At 65.2% G+C, this 15,604-nt stretch carries 17 protein-coding genes; 7 read left to right on the top strand and 10 right to left on the bottom strand.

What is annotated here, in order from left to right; genetic code table 11:
• The first annotated feature begins 43 nt into the window (after positions 1-43).
• Positions 44-673, top strand: a complete 630-nt coding sequence (locus HMP06_RS05180; RefSeq protein WP_176496144.1) for a carbonic anhydrase — start codon at positions 44-46, stop codon at positions 671-673.
• A 44-nt stretch (positions 674-717) separates the two neighbouring features.
• Positions 718-1,164 (top strand): hypothetical protein, encoded by a 447-nt coding sequence (locus HMP06_RS05175; protein ID WP_176496143.1) that lies wholly within the window; start codon positions 718-720, stop codon positions 1,162-1,164.
• Positions 1,165-1,288: 124 nt separating this feature from the next.
• Here HMP06_RS05175 and HMP06_RS05170 read toward each other — a convergent pair whose 3' ends face one another.
• Positions 1,289-2,062, bottom strand: a complete 774-nt coding sequence (locus HMP06_RS05170; protein ID WP_176496142.1) for a polyphosphate kinase 2 family protein — start codon at positions 2,060-2,062, stop codon at positions 1,289-1,291.
• A 110-nt stretch (positions 2,063-2,172) separates the two neighbouring features.
• Positions 2,173-3,951: an aspartate--tRNA ligase gene (aspS, locus tag HMP06_RS05165; protein WP_176496141.1), complete on the bottom strand. Its 1,779-nt coding sequence runs from the start codon at positions 3,949-3,951 to the stop codon at positions 2,173-2,175.
• Between the two features lie 84 nt (positions 3,952-4,035).
• On the opposite strand from aspS, the gene rnd reads away from it, so the two are divergent.
• On the top strand, positions 4,036-5,211 hold the full coding sequence (gene rnd / locus HMP06_RS05160; RefSeq protein WP_176496140.1) for a ribonuclease D: 1,176 nt from the start codon (positions 4,036-4,038) through the stop codon (positions 5,209-5,211).
• A gap of 3 nt (positions 5,212-5,214) precedes the next feature.
• Here rnd and HMP06_RS05155 read toward each other — a convergent pair whose 3' ends face one another.
• The 5 genes from HMP06_RS05155 to HMP06_RS05135 are packed head-to-tail and all read right to left on the bottom strand — an operon-like array spanning position 5,215 to position 11,066.
• Entirely contained in the window at positions 5,215-5,472 is a 258-nt protein-coding gene (locus tag HMP06_RS05155) for a hypothetical protein (RefSeq protein ID WP_176496139.1), read from the bottom strand.
• A 1-nt stretch (position 5,473) separates the two neighbouring features.
• Entirely contained in the window at positions 5,474-6,970 is a 1,497-nt protein-coding gene (locus tag HMP06_RS05150) for a Ppx/GppA family phosphatase (RefSeq protein WP_176496138.1), read from the bottom strand.
• Between the two features lie 7 nt (positions 6,971-6,977).
• A complete protein-coding gene (locus HMP06_RS05145) occupies positions 6,978-9,155 on the bottom strand; it encodes an RNA degradosome polyphosphate kinase (protein ID WP_176496137.1) in 2,178 nt (725 codons plus the stop codon).
• Positions 9,152-9,775 carry an HdaA/DnaA family protein gene (locus HMP06_RS05140; protein ID WP_176496136.1) on the bottom strand — a complete coding sequence of 208 codons (624 nt, stop codon included), beginning with the start codon at positions 9,773-9,775 and terminating at the stop codon, positions 9,152-9,154. The genes HMP06_RS05145 and HMP06_RS05140 overlap by 4 nt, the downstream gene beginning before the upstream one ends.
• Positions 9,776-9,794: 19 nt before the next feature.
• Positions 9,795-11,066 carry a heavy-metal-associated domain-containing protein gene (locus tag HMP06_RS05135; RefSeq protein ID WP_176496135.1) on the bottom strand — a complete coding sequence of 424 codons (1,272 nt, stop codon included), beginning with the start codon at positions 11,064-11,066 and terminating at the stop codon, positions 9,795-9,797.
• A gap of 62 nt (positions 11,067-11,128) precedes the next feature.
• Here HMP06_RS05135 and purM point away from each other — a divergent pair, with 62 nt between their 5' ends.
• The 4 genes from purM to HMP06_RS05115 all read left to right on the top strand — a co-directional run bounded on the left by purM (position 11,129) and on the right by HMP06_RS05115 (position 13,991).
• A complete protein-coding gene (gene purM, locus HMP06_RS05130) occupies positions 11,129-12,238 on the top strand; it encodes a phosphoribosylformylglycinamidine cyclo-ligase (protein ID WP_176496134.1) in 1,110 nt (369 codons plus the stop codon).
• Positions 12,239-12,367: 129 nt separating this feature from the next.
• Positions 12,368-12,931, top strand: coding sequence for a phosphoribosylglycinamide formyltransferase (gene purN, locus HMP06_RS05125; RefSeq protein ID WP_176496133.1), 564 nt, complete (start codon positions 12,368-12,370; stop codon positions 12,929-12,931).
• Positions 12,928-13,305 carry an MmcQ/YjbR family DNA-binding protein gene (locus tag HMP06_RS05120; RefSeq protein ID WP_176496132.1) on the top strand — a complete coding sequence of 126 codons (378 nt, stop codon included), beginning with the start codon at positions 12,928-12,930 and terminating at the stop codon, positions 13,303-13,305. The genes purN and HMP06_RS05120 overlap by 4 nt, the downstream gene beginning before the upstream one ends.
• Complete coding sequence (locus HMP06_RS05115; RefSeq protein ID WP_232089870.1) at positions 13,302-13,991, top strand: hypothetical protein; 690 nt, start codon at positions 13,302-13,304, stop codon at positions 13,989-13,991. The genes HMP06_RS05120 and HMP06_RS05115 overlap by 4 nt, the downstream gene beginning before the upstream one ends.
• A gap of 136 nt (positions 13,992-14,127) precedes the next feature.
• On the opposite strand, the gene HMP06_RS05110 is transcribed toward HMP06_RS05115, so the two are convergent.
• The 3 genes from HMP06_RS05110 to HMP06_RS05100 all read right to left on the bottom strand — a co-directional run bounded on the left by HMP06_RS05110 (position 14,128) and on the right by HMP06_RS05100 (position 15,597).
• On the bottom strand, positions 14,128-14,655 hold the full coding sequence (locus tag HMP06_RS05110) for a GNAT family N-acetyltransferase (RefSeq protein WP_176496131.1): 528 nt from the start codon (positions 14,653-14,655) through the stop codon (positions 14,128-14,130).
• Positions 14,648-15,070 (bottom strand): nucleoside-diphosphate kinase, encoded by a 423-nt coding sequence (gene ndk / locus HMP06_RS05105; RefSeq protein ID WP_176496130.1) that lies wholly within the window; start codon positions 15,068-15,070, stop codon positions 14,648-14,650. Before ndk ends, HMP06_RS05110 begins: the two co-directional genes overlap by 8 nt.
• An 86-nt stretch (positions 15,071-15,156) precedes the next feature.
• Positions 15,157-15,597, bottom strand: coding sequence for a DNA polymerase III subunit chi (locus HMP06_RS05100; RefSeq protein ID WP_176496129.1), 441 nt, complete (start codon positions 15,595-15,597; stop codon positions 15,157-15,159).
• Positions 15,598-15,604 lie beyond the last annotated feature (7 nt).

The raw sequence follows: 15,604 nt of genomic DNA, 5'->3' as shown, positions 1-15,604 counted from the left end.
CGCGTGCTTGCCAGCCCCTCCCTCGCACTCGTACAGCGCGGGCATGGCCGATTTCACCGAACTCCTCGCCGGCTATGGCCGGTTCCGCGACAATGACTGGACGCGCCAGCGCGACCGCTGGACACATTTATCGCAGGGGCAAAGCCCGAAGGTGATGATCATCGCCTGTTCGGATAGCCGGGTCGATCCAGCGCAGGTTTTCGATACATCGCCCGGCGAAATTTTCGTCGTGCGCAACGTCGCCAATCTCGTGCCGCCGTTCGAGCGCGACGGGTCGCGTCACGGCGTATCGGCCGCGCTCGAATTCGCCGTGACGCAGTTGCAGGTGTCCGAAATCGTGGTGATGGGACACGGATCGTGCGGCGGCGTGCATGCCGCGTTGACCCAGGCGTTCGATGGCAAGGCGCCGGGCGAAGGCGGTTTCATCGCGCATTGGGTCGACATGCTCGACGATGCGCGCGACCGGGTGATCGCGGCGCACGGTACGGGGCCAGAGGCGGTGCATGCGCTCGAGCTCGAGACAGTTCGGGTCAGCATTGCGAATCTGCGGACCTTTCCCTTTATTCCCGCGCGCGAGGCGGCGGGGACGCTGCGGTTGCGCGGGGCGTATTTCGCGATTGCCGACGGCGTATTGCACGTGATGGGGGATGACAGGGCGTTCGCCCCCGCCTGACCTGCGCGATTGCCGCATGGCGGGCGTTGGCCTAGCATGACGCCATGAGACCAAACACGCTCCGGCTGCTGCGGCGGTATCACCATTATCTCGGGCTGTTCTTCGCCCCGATGATCCTGCTGTTCGCGATCAGCGGGGCGCTCCAGACGTTCCGTTTGCAGGAGGCCAAGGGCTATGGCGGCCCGCCGCCGAACTGGATCGTCTGGCTGGCGAGCGTCCATAAGGACCAGGGCCCGCCGCGCGAGCCGCGCGCGGAGAAACCCAAGGTTGCAGGGGAGGCGGTGAAGCCGCGCGTCGAGGCCCGTGCGTCCGGACCGAAGCGCCCCTCCCCGTTGCCGCTCAAGATCTTCGTGGTGTTGCTGTCGATCGCGCTCGCCATTTCGACGATCATGGGAATCGTGATCGCGCTCGCCAACCGATCGATGCGGCGGGTATCGATCGTGCTGCTCGTGCTGGGGACCGTGGCACCGGTCGTCCTGCTGTGGGTTTGAGGTAGAGCATCAGGCAGTCCTAACCCCGTTCGGGCTGAGCCTGTCCAAGCCCTGGTCGCCACAACAGCCGCCGTTTCCTGGGCAAGCAGCCCTTCGACGGGCTCAGGGCGAACGGAAGGGACCGTTAAAGCCCCAAAGCCTCCCGCGCGATCTTCTCGACTTCAGGATCGAGCGCAGGCGGCGTCATGTCGATATGCGCCTCCAGCCGTTCGGCAATGGCGGTTAGCGCGGCGATACGGCCGGCTTTCTTGTCATTGCCGTCGATCACCACCCATGGTGCCCAGCGCGTGTCGGTGCGTTTGAACATGTCGTGCATCGCGTCGAGATAGTCCGCGCGCTTCTCGCGGTTGCGATAATCGTCCGCCCCGGTCTTCCAGCGCTTCCACGGATGTTCGAGCCGGTCTTGCAGGCGCTTGTCTTGCTGTTTCTGCGTCACATGAACGAACAGCTTGATAATCGTGGTGCCCGAATCGGCCTGTTGCGCTTCGAATTCATTGATCTCGTCATAGCCGCGCTTCCACTCGGCTTCCTTGGCATACCCCTCGACGCGCTCGACCAGCACGCGCCCGTACCAACTGCGATCGAACACCGCGATATCGCCATTGGCGGGCAGTTTTTGCCAGAAGCGCCACAAGAAATGGCGGTCCAGCTCATCCTGGGTTGGTGCCTTGATCGGCCAAACCTCGAAATTGCGCGGGTCCCAATCGGCGCAGAGCCGTTGGACGATGCCACCCTTCCCCGCCGCATCCCAGCCTTCGAACACTACCATCGCGCGCTTCTTGTGGACGATGTGTGCGACCTGGATATGCGCGAGGCGTTCCTGCAGCGCGGCAAGGTCGGCGTCATAATCGCCGGGGTATTTCTTGCCCGATTCGTAGTCGCAAAGTTCTAGCGTCAATTTCCCCTCCCGCTTGCGGGAGGGGTTAGGGGAGGGGCTGTAAACGCAAAGTTCGGCATCGCTCAGACATGCCCTCCCCCAGCCCCTCCCGCAAGCGGGAGGGGAGAGATTCAGCCGACCACCTTGATGTTAAGCTCCTTCAACTGCTTGGGCGTCGCGAAGTTGGGCGCACCCATCATCAGATCCTCGGCCTTTTGCGTCATCGGGAAGGTTATGACCTCGCGGATGTTGGGTTCGTCCGCCAGCAGCATGACGATCCGGTCGACGCCGGGGGCAGAGCCACCGTGCGGCGGGGCGCCGCATTTAAAGGCGTTGATCATGCCGGCGAAATCACGATCGACATCGGCCTGGGTGTAGCCCGCGATCTCGAACGCTTTGTACATGATCTCGGGCTTGTGGTTGCGGATCGCGCCCGACGACAATTCGATGCCGTTGCAGACGATGTCGTACTGGAACGCCAGGATGTCGAGCGGGTCCATCGTCTCCAGCGCATGCATTTCGCCCTGCGGCATGCTGAAGGGATTGTGGCTGAAATCGACCTTCTTCGCGTCCTCGTCATATTCGAACATCGGGAAGTCGACGATCCAGCAGAACTCAAAGCGTTTGTCGTCGATCAGGCCGAGCTGATCCGCGACGCGCGTGCGCGCTAGCCCTGCGAGCTTGGCCGCCTGCGCTGCCTTGCCCGCCGAGAAGAAGATGCCGTCATTCGGGCCGATGCCGAGTGCAGCGGCGATCGCCTGCATCCCTTCCTGACCGTGATTGTTGGCGATCGGGCCGCCGAACACGCCGTCCTTTTGCGTGGCATAGCCCAGACCGGGGAAGCCCTCGCTTTGAGCCCAGGAGTTCATCTCGTCGAAGAACTTGCGGCTCTTCTCATGCGTGCCGGGTGCCGGGATCGCGCGAACGACATCGCCGCCCTCGACCATCGACGCGAAACGGCCGAAGCCCGAGCCTTTGAAATGCTCGGACACGTCGGTGATCAGGATCGGGTTGCGCAGATCGGGCTTGTCGTTGCCGTATTTCAGCATCGATTCGCGGTAGGGGATGCGCTTGAACGGCAGCGCCGAGACCGTGCGGCCCTTGCCCTGCCAATTCGCGAATTCCTCGAACACGCCGTGAAGGACCGGCTCGATCGCCGCAAAAACATCATCTTGTGTGACGAAGCTCATTTCGAAATCGAGCTGGTAGAATTCACCTGGGCTGCGGTCAGCGCGCGCGTCTTCGTCGCGGAAGCACGGCGCAATCTGGAAATAGCGGTCGAAGCCAGCGACCATCAGCAATTGCTTGAACATCTGCGGCGCCTGCGGAAGCGCGTAGAATTTGCCGGGGTGGACGCGGCTCGGCACCAGGTAATCGCGCGCGCCCTCGGGGCTGCTTGCGGTGAGGATCGGGGTCTGGAATTCGGTGAAGCCCTGCCCGATCATGCGCTGGCGCAGCGACGAAATGACGTTCGAGCGCAGCAGGATGTTGGCGTGGAGCCGCTCGCGTCGCAAATCGAGGAAGCGATAGCGCAGGCGGATATCCTCGGGATATTCCTGCTCGCCGAACACCGGCATCGGCAATTCGTTCGCCGCCGATTGCACCACCACGTCGCGCGCACGGATTTCGATCTCGCCCGACGGCAGGTTCGCGTTCACCGTCTCGGCTGAGCGCGCCACGACATCGCCGGTGATCGTCACGACCGACTCGGCGCGAAGCTTGTCGAGCACCGCGTGCGTCGGGCTATCGCTGTCGGTGACGATCTGGGTGATGCCGTAATGATCGCGCAAATCGACAAACAGCAAATTGCCGTGGTCGCGCTTGCGGTGAATCCAGCCGCTGAGCTTCACCGAGGTGCCGACATCGGCGGCGCGGAGCTGTGCGCAGGTGTGGGTGCGATAGGTGTGCATGGTTTTTCTCGGGAAAATGTGGCCGTCCGCTTCCCTCCCTCATCCGCCTTTGTCAACCCGCGCGACCCTCGCTATGGGGTCGAGATGCACATCCACCCCCTCATCACCGACAGCGCCACGCTTGCCAATCTGTGTACGCGCTTGTCCCAGGCCGATTTCGTCTGCGTCGACACCGAGTTCATGCGCGAGAACACGTTCTGGCCGGAACTCTGCCTGATCCAGATCGCCGATGTGAACGAGGCAGCGGCGATCGATCCGCTCGCGCCGGGACTCGACATGAGTCCGCTCCTGCAATTGCTCGTCAACAATGAGGACGTGCTCAAGGTCTTCCACGCCGGTGGGCAGGACCTTGAGATCGTCTACAATTTGACCGGCACCACGCCGCACCCTTTGTTCGACACCCAGATCGCGGCAATGGCACTCGGGCAAGGCGAACAGGTCGGCTATTCCAATCTGGTCGATGCCTATCTCGGCTTCACGATCGACAAGGGTGCGCGCTTTACCGATTGGTCTAGGCGGCCGCTCGACGCGCGGCAGATCGAATATGCGATCGGCGACGTGACGCATCTGGCGGAGATTTTCCCGCGGATGCTGGAGAAATTGCGCCGCACCGGGCGCGGCGCGTGGCTCGACCAGGAAATGGAGCGGCTGGGCGACCCGAAAAACTACGCCAACGATCCCGAGGAAGCGTGGCGGCGAATCAAGGTGCCGAGCCGCAAGCCCGAAGTGCTCGGCCGCCTGAAGGCGCTGGCACGGTGGCGTGAGATCGAGGCGCGCGGCAAGGATCTTCCGCGCGGGCGGATCGTCAAGGACGAGACAATCGCCGATCTGGCGGGGCACGCCCCGAAACGACAGGCCGATCTTGCCAAGGTGCGCGGTCTGTCGGCGACCTGGGCGCAGAACGACATCGGCGCGCGGCTGATGCAGGCGCTCGAGGCTGCGACGCCAATGACCGCAGACGAAATGCCGTCGCGCGATGATCGCAAGCCCGGCATGGGCAAGGATGGTGCGCTGGTCGCCGATCTGCTGAAGCTGCTGCTCAAGATCCGCTCGAAGGAAATCGACGTGGCGGCGCGGTTGCTGGCGCGTGCCGACGATATCGATGCGCTGGCGGCGGGGCAGCGCAGCGGTTTGTCGATCCTGGAGGGGTGGCGCTTCGAGCAGTTCGGCTGCGATGCGCTCGATCTGGTCGAGGGGCGTCTGGCGTTCGCGGTGGTGAACGGCAAGCTCAAGATGACGCGGACCGAGGACGTGACCTAAGCGCTATGCGTCGGTGCGGGTGATTTCGACCATCTCGAAGACATAGCTTTTCCATCCGCGACTCGCAGCGGCCTCGATCGCGGCCGCGCGTTTCCGCTTGGCTTCGGCCAGCGATTTGGTGTGCCCCCAAAACACTTCGGTCTTGCCGTTTTCGAGGCTGGCGAGGATCCGCCAGTAATGCGTGAAGGCCGTCGTGGTCGGGCCGATCGTCTTGACATAACCGTCGGGCAATGTGGCGGTGAGATAGACTTTCCGCGCCATCCTAGTCGGTGATCAGTGCTTTACGCCCGAGCGCGGTCGCCAGCGAGGCGTGGCGGCGTTCGACGGTTTCGCTGTACAGCGCACGGTCGGAGGGCGCGACGTGCAGTGTGAGCGTCGCGCCGTCATCGGCGATCGACGTGCGTTGCAGCGGCCCGGCGAGACCCCCGCTCATCCGTTGCCCCAACCGCATCGCGAGGCCCCACTGAACCGCGCGCTTCAGGTCGGCCGGGCTGGCGAGTACGCCGATCGGAGCGGGCGTTTCGGTCCCGCCGCCAAGGCTGGTGTAGAGCGCCTGCGCGACCAGCGCGCGGCCGCGCGCATCGATCGCGACCCAATTGCCGTGGAGTGCGACCTCAACCCCGCGTTCGGCACGGAATTCGGGATTGGCGCGCCAGCCGACATCGGCAAGCAGGCAGGCCGCGAGCCGGAGCCGCGCCATCTCGGGCTCATCGCGCGTGAACAGCGGCGCGATCCAGCGGTCGAGCAGATCGCCATGCTCGGCAAAGCGCCCGTGGCGCCGGCCCTCGTCGCGCGCCGCGACGATCAGCGGGTCCTGCGCGCGCACCGCCGGATCAAGCGCGCCGTAGAGCAACCCCTCGCGCAGGCCGAAGGCGGAGACGATCGTGGTCTCGCTGCCGAGATGCTTGAGCAACACCGTGAGCAGCGCGGTGGCGTCGCCGAGGTTGGCCGATCGTGCCGCCGACAGGCCGGGAATCGCGCGCAGCCAGCTCTTGTTGACGTGGCTGATCGTGCGCCCCATCCGCGCGATCGCCTCTGCCGACATGGAATATTGGTGGATCACCGGCAGCGGATATTGCCCGAGATGCATGTCGAGCCGCGCGAGCGTGCGCCAGGAGCCGCCGACCAGATACAGCGGAAGCCCATGGCCCTTATGCAACCAGCCGGCCTCCTGCAGCGCCTTCGCGACATAGCGTTGAAGCGCGCCCTGCCCCTTCGCGCGCAGAGCCGCAATCCGCAGCACGCCGAGCGGAAAAGACACGCGCTCGTGCACCTTGCCGCCATGAACCCGGATCAGCTCAAGGCTGCCGCCACCGAGATCGCCGACGATGCCATCCGCCAGCGGAATAGCCGAAAGCACGCCGTAGCCGGCAGCGGTCGCCTCCTCCTCGCCCGAGAGCAATTCGACCTCAAGCGCGAGGTCGCGCGCGGTGTTGAGCAACACCTTGCCGTTCGAGGCGTCGCGCACCGCGGCGGTGGCGACGGTGCGAAGGCGGTTCACCTCCATCTCGCGCGCGACCGCAGCGAAGCGCGCGAGCGCGTCGGCCGCAACGTCGAGCGCGGAGGCGGCAATCGCCCCGGTCTCGGCAAGCCCGCGGCCCAGCCCGGCCATCACCTTCTCGTTAAAAAGGATCGCCGGCAGCCGCTCCGGCCCCTGATAGACAACCAAGCGAATCGAGTTCGAGCCAATATCGATGATGCCGGTGCGCGGCTCTACCACCGTCTCGGACTTGGGCTTGCGGAACAGGAGCGTCGCCATCAGGCGATCAACGCCGGTGACGCAGCGAAAGTTTCGGGACCGATCCGCTGACCGCGAGCGAGGCGCCACGCCCCGACAGCGACGGGTTGGTCATGAAATAGCGGTGCAGGTTGAACGGCCGGTCGCCGGGCTCGACGCGGATATAGGATCCATCCGCCTGCAAATCCCAGCTTTGTTCATTGTCGATGAGATTGGCGACCATCACCTGGTCGAGAATCTGCTGGTGGACGGTCTTGTTTTCGATCGGCAGCATATATTCGATTCGCCGGTCGAAATTACGCTGCATCCAATCGGCTGAGGAAATGAACACCTTCGCCTCGGCATTGGGCAGCGCCTTGCCATTGCCGAAGCACCAAATCCGGCTGTGCTCCAGAAAACGGCCGATCACCGATTTGACGCGGATGTTCTCGGACAGGCCCGGCACGCCGGGCTTAAGGCAGCAAATGCCGCGAATCACGAGGTCGATCTGAACGCCCGCCCCGCTTGCCTCGTACAATTTGTCGATCACGGCCGGATCGACCACCGAGTTCATCTTGGCCCAGATCGCGCCGGGTTTGCCCGCGCGCGCATTGGCGATTTCGCCGTCGATCAGCCGCATCAGGCGTGGGCGCAGATCACGGGGGCTGAGGCTGATCAGCGCCATATTCTCTGGCTCGACATAGCCGGTGATATAATTGAACATCTGCGCGGCATCGCGCCCCAGCCGCGGATCGGCGGTGAAGAAGCTGATGTCGGTATAAACTTTGGCGGTGATCGGGTGATAATTGCCCGTGCCGAAATGGCAGTAGGTGCGATACTGCCCGGCCTCGCGCCGCACGACCATCGAGACCTTGGCGTGGGTCTTCCAGTCGATGAAGCCGTACACTACTTGCACCCCCGCGCGCTCGAGCGAGGCAGCCCAGAGCAGGTTCTGCTCCTCATCGAACCGTGCCTTCAACTCGACCACGGCGGTGACCGATTTTCCGGCCTCGGCGGCGGCGATCAGTGCGTTGATGACGGCGGGCTGCTTGCCCGCGCGGTACAGCGTCTGCTTGATCGCGACGACATCGGGGTCAGCAGCGGCTTGCTTAAGAAAAGCGAGCACCACGTCGAACGTCTCGTACGGGTGGTGGACGACGATGTCCTTGGCGCTGATCGCGGCGAAGCAATCCCCGCCATATTCGCGGATGCGCTCGGGGAAACGCGGCGAGAAGGGGGTGAACTTCAAATCGGGGCGATCTTCATCGACGATCGCCTCTAGATCGCCGACGCCCAGGAACGCGCCGCTCTCCGTAACGAAGCAGTCCGATCCGCCAAGCTCGCCGCGCAGCACGGCGCCGAGGACCTGTGGCATCCCGCTTTCGAGTTCGAGACGGATCACGCGACCGCGGCGACGACGTTTAATCGCGTTGGCGAAGTAGCGGACGAGATCCTCGGCTTCTTCTTCGATCTCGATATCGCTGTCGCGCAGCACGCGGAACTCCGCCGCCCCGACGACGCGGTAGCCGGGGAAGACAAGCGAGGCGAAGCGCTTCACCAGCGATTCGACCGCGACGTAGCGTGCCTTTTCGCCAGGCAAGCGCACGAAGCGCGGCATTTGCGCCGGCAGCATGACGAGCTCGCGGATCGGTTGATCGTCCGACATGCGCACGAGGTCGAACATCACCGCCAGACCCTTGTTGGGCATGAACGGAAACGGGTGTGCCGGATCGAGCGCTTGCGGCGTCAGGATCGGGAAGATCTGTTCCCGAAATTGCGTTTCGAGCCAGTGGAGGTCTTCCGGTGACAAAGCCTCGTCGATCGTGCGCGAACTGAGCACGGCGATGCCCGTCTCTGCGAGCTGCCGGCGCAGGTCGCGCCACACATCGCGCTGGCTCGTCACCAGCGCGTCTGCTTCCGCCACGATCGCCGCGAGTTGCTGGCCGGATGTGAGACCATCGCTCGACAGCCGCGCGACGTCCTGCAATTGCTGGCCCTTCAAGCCCGCCACACGAACCATGAAGAATTCATCGAGGTTCGACCCAGAGATCGACAGGAAGCGCACGCGTTCCAGCAACGGATGCGCGGTGTTGCACGCTTCCTCCAGCACACGGCGGTTGAAGGCGAGCCAGGACAGCTCGCGATTGAAATAGCGATCGCTCCCCTCGCTGCCCGCGAACGGGTCGTCATCGATGTCCATACTCGCGAGATGGGCGGGGCGGGTCATGTGGTTTCCGTCGATTCGGGGGCGCGACCAGGGATCAGCCCGGCATCCTCCAATGTGGCGCGCGCGAGCGGAATCGACAAGCGTTTGTGGCGTGCGAGCACCGCCTGATCGAGCAGATCGACCGCGCGGAGCAACGCGACATGCGTCCGTTCGACCCGCACCACCAGCCATTGGATGACGTCCGCGCGGGCATCGATTCCGCGGCGCAGGAACTGGCGTTCGAAGATCGCGCGCATCAGCGCTTCGTCGGGATCGCCGATTCGTACCATCGGGCTGGCGGTCAGGCGCGAGCGTAGATCGGGCAGCTTGATCGTCCATTCCGGCGGCGGCGCGTCTGCGACGATCACGACCGGGCGGCGGTCCTCCTGCGCGCGGTTCCACGCGTGGAAGATCGTCGTCTCGTTTTGCCGTTCGGCATCGTCGATCAGCCCGCCACCGGTCTTGGCGGCGAAAATCCGCGCGAGTAAACTGCGCCCCGATTTGCGCGGGCCGGTGACCACGACCGCCATCACCGGCCATGTGCTCCAGCGTTCGAGCTGCTGCACGGCGCGCTCATTCGACGGACCGATCAGGAATTCGTCGTCGCGCGGATCGGCGGGCCAATCGAACGGGAGGGCCATTTGCGCTGGCTGCGCCATGTCAGCCGGTTGAATTGTCGGCGGGCGGCGGCGCCTGCCCGCTTTGGCTGGGTGGGCCCGAGCGGCGGATCCGGAGCGTCGACCCGCTCGCCCCAACGCTCCACCCGCGCGCCTCCAGTGCGGCGCGCAAAACCGCCGGGTCGCCGTCGAACGCCACGCGAAGCACCGACACGCCGCCGATCGCGAGGCTGGTGGTGATCGCGGAACGGACGCCGGGCACCACTTTCAGGGCGTTTTCGGTCGAGGTGACCGAGGAAGCGGTTGGCGTATCGACTTGCACCGTCACGACCGAACTTGTCGCGCCAGGGGGTGGCGGCGCACCGTCGATCCCGAGATCGATCGGCACTACGCCGGTCGGCGTCTCGGTCGGGGTTGGCGTCGCGACCGGTGGGACGAACGTAAGGCTCGGATCACCCGCCAGCATGCCCGAGCGCAACGCCGCCTGATAGGCGTCATCAAGCCGTTTGACCCCGGCGTCGAGCAGCACCGGCAGCGCATCACCGCGATCGACGCGCAAAGAGAATTGTGTGAGCAGCCGGTTGTCGGGGCCATGCCGTGCCTCGAACAGGCCGATGATCGGCCCGCCGGGCCATTCGCGGCGCAGCGTGACCTTCGGCACGAGGATGTCATTCGCCCCATATTGATCGAGCACGACGCGCCACCAACCGCGTCCCGGTCGTGCAGTCTGGCCGAAATTGAGCAACATCCCGTCCGCGCCGGTGCCGCTTGCGCGGACATAGTCGATCGCGCTGTTGCCGGTACGATAGCGCGTCCACGCGTCAGCCCAAGCGGTCTTGCGCTCGAACCCGGTCGCGCTGCCGCCACTGACTTCGATCGGAATCGTCAGCATCGGTGCCGAGCGTGTCGCGCCAACGGGAACGCCGAGGATTGCACCCGCCTTCGCGCGACTGAACAGCACACCTAGGCGGGCGATATACCGATTCGGGCCGATCTGTTCGTTCTCGACCACGATTCCCGACACGATGCTGTCGAGCGCGCCGTCGGACAGCGTTCCTCCGGCGACACCCATCCGCTGCGCGAGCATCGCCCAGCCTTTGCGCTGCGCGATCCGCCATCCGGCATAGCGCGCGGCATCGGCCGATTTGCCGGTGACATCGACCTCGACCCCACCGACCTCGAAACTGCCGGAACTGTCGGCCGGCGCGAGCCCCTGGTCGGGATCATCGACTTGCGCGATCACGAGCCCGCCGGTCGCAGCGAGCGCCAGCGCAGCGGCGAATTCGAAAGCACGGGAAAAGCGGCGGATTAGCATTGCGGCGCCCTTTTGGCGAAGGAGGCGTGGAAATCCAAGCAGGATATGGCTAGGCGACGATCATGAGCGATACGAAACCCGGCGATGAGCCTTATACCTACGCGCAAGCGGGCGTCTCGATAGCGGCAGGCAACGCGCTGGTCCGCGCGATCGGCCCCTTGGCGAAATCAACGCGGCGATCCGGCGCGGATGCCGAGCTTGGCGGCTTTGGCGGGTTCTTCGACTTGAAGGCGGCGGGTTTCGTCGATCCGTTGCTGGTCGCCGCGAATGACGGCGTCGGCACCAAGCTGAAACTCGCGATCGAGCACGACCGGCATGATGGGGTCGGGATCGACCTGGTCGCGATGTGCGCCAACGATCTGATCGTGCAGGGTGCAGAACCGCTGTTTTTCCTGGATTATTACGCCACCGCGAAGATCGATCCGGCGGTCGCCGAGCGCGTGATCGCCTCGATTGCGGAGGGCTGCCGCCAAGCCGGCTGCGCGCTGATCGGCGGCGAGACGGCGGAAATGCCGGGCATGTACGCCGCCGACGATTACGATCTGGCGGGCTTCTGCGTCGGCGCGGTCGAGCGCGATCGTGTGCTGACTGGGCAAGCGATTGCTGCGGGCGATGTCGTGCTCGGCCTCGCTTCGTCGGGGGTGCATTCGAACGGTTTCTCGCTGGTCAGGCGGCTCGCTGCGGACAAGGGGTGGAAGCTTGATCGCCCGGCGTTGTTCGATGCCGACGTGCTGCTGATCGATGCGTTGATGGCGCCGACGCGGATTTACGTGAAATCGCTGCTGCCGCTGCTCGCCGACGGCGCGATCAAGGGGCTGGCGCATATCACCGGGGGCGGCTTGCTCGAAAACATTCCGCGCGTGCTGCCCGAAGGCACGCACGCCCGGATCGACGCCGATGCCTGGGCGCAGCCGCGGCTGATGGCGTTCCTGCAAGCGCAGGGCAATATCGAGCCCGAGGAAATGGCGCGGACCTTCAATTGCGGGATCGGGATGGTCGCTGTTGTGAGCGCGGACCGGGTCGAAGCGGTGCTGGCGGCGCTCGAAGCGGCGGGCGAGACGGTCTTCACGATCGGCCAGATCGACGCGGGCGACCGCGGTTGCACGGTCTCCGGGTCGGACGAGATCTGGGGCGGGCGCTGTGCCTGGTCGGCGACGCATGTGCATGGGTAGGTTTCCCAGCAGCCCCCACCCCGGCGAAGGCCGGGGCCCAGTCGCGCAGGCCTACGCAAGTGAGTGCCATGCTCCCCGATTAAACGCTCGAAACTGGGCCCCGGCCTTCGCCGGGGTGGTGGCTTGGTGATGGCCGCACCCGTCACCAGAGTCGGCATCCTCCTATCCGGCCGTGGCTCGAACATGATGGCGCTGGTAGAGCAAGCCAGCGGCTACGAGATCGCCTTGGTCGCGTCCGATAAACCAGATGCCGCTGGGATCGGCTGGGCGCGCAAGCACGGCCTCGCTACCTTCTTTCAATCGCCCAAAGGCATCCCCAAGGCCGACTACGAAGCGGCGATCGACGCTGCACTCGACGCCAACGAGGTCGAAATCATCGCCCTCGCCGGCTACATGCGTCTGCTCTCCGACGATTTCGTAGCCCGCTGGCGGGGTAAGATCATCAACATCCACCCCTCCCTGCTCCCCAAATATAAGGGCCTCGACACGCACGCCCGCGCGATCGAGGCAGGCGATGCCGTCGCAGGCTGCTCGGTCCACGTCGTGACCGAGGAACTCGATGGCGGCGAGGTGCTCGGCCAGGCAGAGGTACCGATCCTGCCCGGCGACACGCCCGATACGCTCGCCACGCGCGTGCTAGCGGCGGAGCATCGCCTGTATCCCCGCGTTCTGGCCGAGTTTTGCGCACGATGAGTCCCGATCCGGAAGCCGTCCTCGCCAAGGTCCGCGCGCTGGCGCTGGCGCTGCCCGAGACGGCCGAGTGCCTGTCGCACGGCTCGCCCGGCTTCCACATCGCGAAGGGCAAGTTCTTCGCCTATTTCTGGCACAACCACCACAGCGACGGTGAGACTGTGGTGATCGTCAAGACCACCGGCCGCGACGAGCAGGCGATGCTGATCGAGATGGACCCGGACTGCTATTACAGCCCGCCATACATGGGTCCGTCAGGCTGGGTCGCGATGCGGCTTGACCGCGACGACGTAGACTGGGAGCGGGTCGGTGACCGGATCGCGATCAGCTGGGAATTGGTCGCGCCGCGGCGCTTGCTGGAGGCTGGCGGACGATGAACGACGAACCCGAGGTGCCGATCGAACCCGTCGCGGCCCCGCCCGCTGAACCCGCAAAGCCCGACCCGGCGCTGCAAGTCGCCGCCACCGAAGCCGTCGCCAAGGCGGAGGCCGCCGCGACGCGCCGCCGCTGGATCAACCTCGGCGAATTCATTGCGGTGGCGGGCCTGATCATCGCCTTGCTCGGCCTCTACCTCAATTGGTCGGACCGCCGCGAGGAAACGACGGAGAAGCAAGTCGCCACCGCCAAGGCCGAGCGCGAAAGCGCGCGTTTCGAACTCCGCGCCGTGCCGACCGCGAACGGCACGGCGCTGACGCTTCAACACGACGACCGCCACCCGATCCGCGATGCGACAGTCACTTTCCCGACAGAGTTGGGCGTGGAGCGGAAGGACACCGTGGCCGACCGGATCGAGCGCAACTGGTTCGAGCGCGCGCTGCTGAAAGCGACCGACGGCGGGCCGGATGCGCGCAGTGGGCGGCTGCCGGTGCTGATCGTGCTGACCTATTGGGATGGCGACACGCCGCGCACCACGCGCGGGCTTTACGACATCGGGTGGAAGACCGAGAAAGGTGTCTTTCCGTTTGGGCGCTCGCTGAAGCTGGAGAGTTTGCGGCTGCACGCGCTTGGCGGCGATCAAAAACGGCTCGACGCAGTGTGGGCGGCGGAGCGGCCGAAGGGGTAGAATATCCACCGGCTCCGTTCGGGCTGAGCTTGTCGAAGCCCCGCCTGCCACAATAAAAGCCGCGCGTGCGGCACGCAGCCCTTCGACAGGCTCAGGGCGAACGGGGTGGGGTGCGCCACATCACGCACACCATCGGTTATACGCTGCGCGCATAGACCAGATCGTCGTGCACGACACTGCCGACCTTGAATTCGCGCGTGCCGATCACCGTAAAGCCCTGGCGTTCGTAGAAGCGATGCGCGCGGTGGTTTTCGCCCCACACGCCGAGCACGACGCGGTCTTTGCCAAGGCGTGCGGCATCCGTCAGCGCCTGCGCCATCAGCGCGGCGCCAGCGCCAGTCCCATGCAACCGCCCCATGGCGTAGATGCGCCGAAGCTCGATATCGCCATCACGCGGCGCGATCGGTAAATCGACCGCCGTCAGGACGCTGTAGCCAAGCGGCGCATGGCCGGGCAGCGCCTCGGCCAGCGTGACCGCGCTCAGCGGATCGCTGGCCCACGCCGCGAATTTCTCGCGTGTATTGTTGGCGAGGCAATGCGCCACCATGTCCGCGCCGTCGAGCGACCCGGCATAGGTTTCCAGGAACGTGGCGGATGCGACGAGCGCGAGGGCATCGGCATCCGCCGCCCCCGCGCTGCGCAACCGCCAGACCGGATCAGCCAACGATTTCTTCGGGCTTGAAGAAATAGGCGATTTCGATCGCCGCATTCTCGTCGCTGTCCGAACCGTGGACGGTGTTGGCTTCGATCGATTCGGCCAGTTCCTTGCGGATCGTGCCGGGCTCTGCATTCGCCGGGTTGGTCGCGCCCATGATGTCGCGGTTGCGCTGCATCGCATTCTCGCCTTCGAGAACCTGCACGACGACCGGGCCGGAGATCATGAACTCGACCAGTTCACCGAAGAACGGGCGTTCCTTGTGGACGGCGTAGAAGCCCTCAGCCTGATCGCGCGTCATGTGGATGCGCTTCGAGGCGACGACGCGGAGGCCGGCTTCCTCAAGCATCTTGACGACGGCACCCGTCAGGTTGCGACGCGTCGCGTCGGGCTTGATGATCGAAAACGTACGGTTCGCGGCCATGACCGTGAAGCTCCTGTGTAAACATTGGGGGAAGTCGCGGCTCCCTAATCGGGGGGCGGCGCCGATGCAAGCCTTGGGATTGGGCCTCAGGCCGCCTGTTCCCAGCGACCGGCGTCGTTCTGCTTCCAGTAACGGCGCTCGATTCCGTCGCGATCCGCCAGCGCTTTCCACGCAATGCGCGCCTCGGCGATGCGCTCGCCGTCGAAAAAGTGGAAGGCGCGATCGAAGGTCAGCGCCTCGTCGCGCCACACCCCGTCGGCAAGCGCAATGTTGCGCGCGGCGTTGGCCGGGGCGGGGTCGGCGGCGATCAGGATCGGCTGTTGGGCGTCCGCTTCCCCGCCGGCAATCGCGTGCGGCAGGAAGCTTTCGGGCGCGTAGGTCCAGAGCAACCGGTCGATCGCGCTGCGCTGTTCTTCGCTCTCCGCGACGACGATCAACCGACCGCCGCCCTCCACCACGCGTTCGGCGATGCGGGGAAGGACGCGGTCGAGCGGTTGCGAAGTCAGGTGATAGAAATCGACTTGCATCGCGCGA

The organism is Sphingomonas sp. HMP6 (assembly GCF_013374095.1).
Lineage (GTDB): Bacteria > Pseudomonadota > Alphaproteobacteria > Sphingomonadales > Sphingomonadaceae > Sphingomonas.
Note: the sequence above shows the minus strand (reverse complement) of the source record. Positions and strands in the feature narration are given on the sequence as shown.

What these genes read in the sequence shown, in the direction of transcription:
- HMP06_RS05180 (WP_176496144.1), top strand. Translation starts at nt 44, where the DNA reads ATGGCCGATTTCACCGAACTCCTCGCCGGCTATGGCCGGTTCCGCGAC.
- HMP06_RS05175 (WP_176496143.1), top strand. Translation starts at nt 718, where the DNA reads ATGAGACCAAACACGCTCCGGCTGCTGCGGCGGTATCACCATTATCTC.
- aspS (WP_176496141.1), bottom strand. Translation starts at nt 3,951, where the DNA reads ATGCACACCTATCGCACCCACACCTGCGCACAGCTCCGCGCCGCCGAT.
- rnd (WP_176496140.1), top strand. Translation starts at nt 4,036, where the DNA reads ATGCACATCCACCCCCTCATCACCGACAGCGCCACGCTTGCCAATCTG.
- HMP06_RS05155 (WP_176496139.1), bottom strand. Translation starts at nt 5,472, where the DNA reads ATGGCGCGGAAAGTCTATCTCACCGCCACATTGCCCGACGGTTATGTC.
- HMP06_RS05150 (WP_176496138.1), bottom strand. Translation starts at nt 6,970, where the DNA reads ATGGCGACGCTCCTGTTCCGCAAGCCCAAGTCCGAGACGGTGGTAGAG.
- HMP06_RS05145 (WP_176496137.1), bottom strand. Translation starts at nt 9,155, where the DNA reads ATGACCCGCCCCGCCCATCTCGCGAGTATGGACATCGATGACGACCCG.
- HMP06_RS05140 (WP_176496136.1), bottom strand. Translation starts at nt 9,775, where the DNA reads ATGGCCCTCCCGTTCGATTGGCCCGCCGATCCGCGCGACGACGAATTC.
- HMP06_RS05135 (WP_176496135.1), bottom strand. Translation starts at nt 11,066, where the DNA reads ATGCTAATCCGCCGCTTTTCCCGTGCTTTCGAATTCGCCGCTGCGCTG.
- purM (WP_176496134.1), top strand. Translation starts at nt 11,129, where the DNA reads ATGAGCGATACGAAACCCGGCGATGAGCCTTATACCTACGCGCAAGCG.
- purN (WP_176496133.1), top strand. Translation starts at nt 12,368, where the DNA reads ATGGCCGCACCCGTCACCAGAGTCGGCATCCTCCTATCCGGCCGTGGC.
- HMP06_RS05120 (WP_176496132.1), top strand. Translation starts at nt 12,928, where the DNA reads ATGAGTCCCGATCCGGAAGCCGTCCTCGCCAAGGTCCGCGCGCTGGCG.
- HMP06_RS05115 (WP_232089870.1), top strand. Translation starts at nt 13,302, where the DNA reads ATGAACGACGAACCCGAGGTGCCGATCGAACCCGTCGCGGCCCCGCCC.
- ndk (WP_176496130.1), bottom strand. Translation starts at nt 15,070, where the DNA reads ATGGCCGCGAACCGTACGTTTTCGATCATCAAGCCCGACGCGACGCGT.
- HMP06_RS05100 (WP_176496129.1), bottom strand. Translation starts at nt 15,597, where the DNA reads ATGCAAGTCGATTTCTATCACCTGACTTCGCAACCGCTCGACCGCGTC.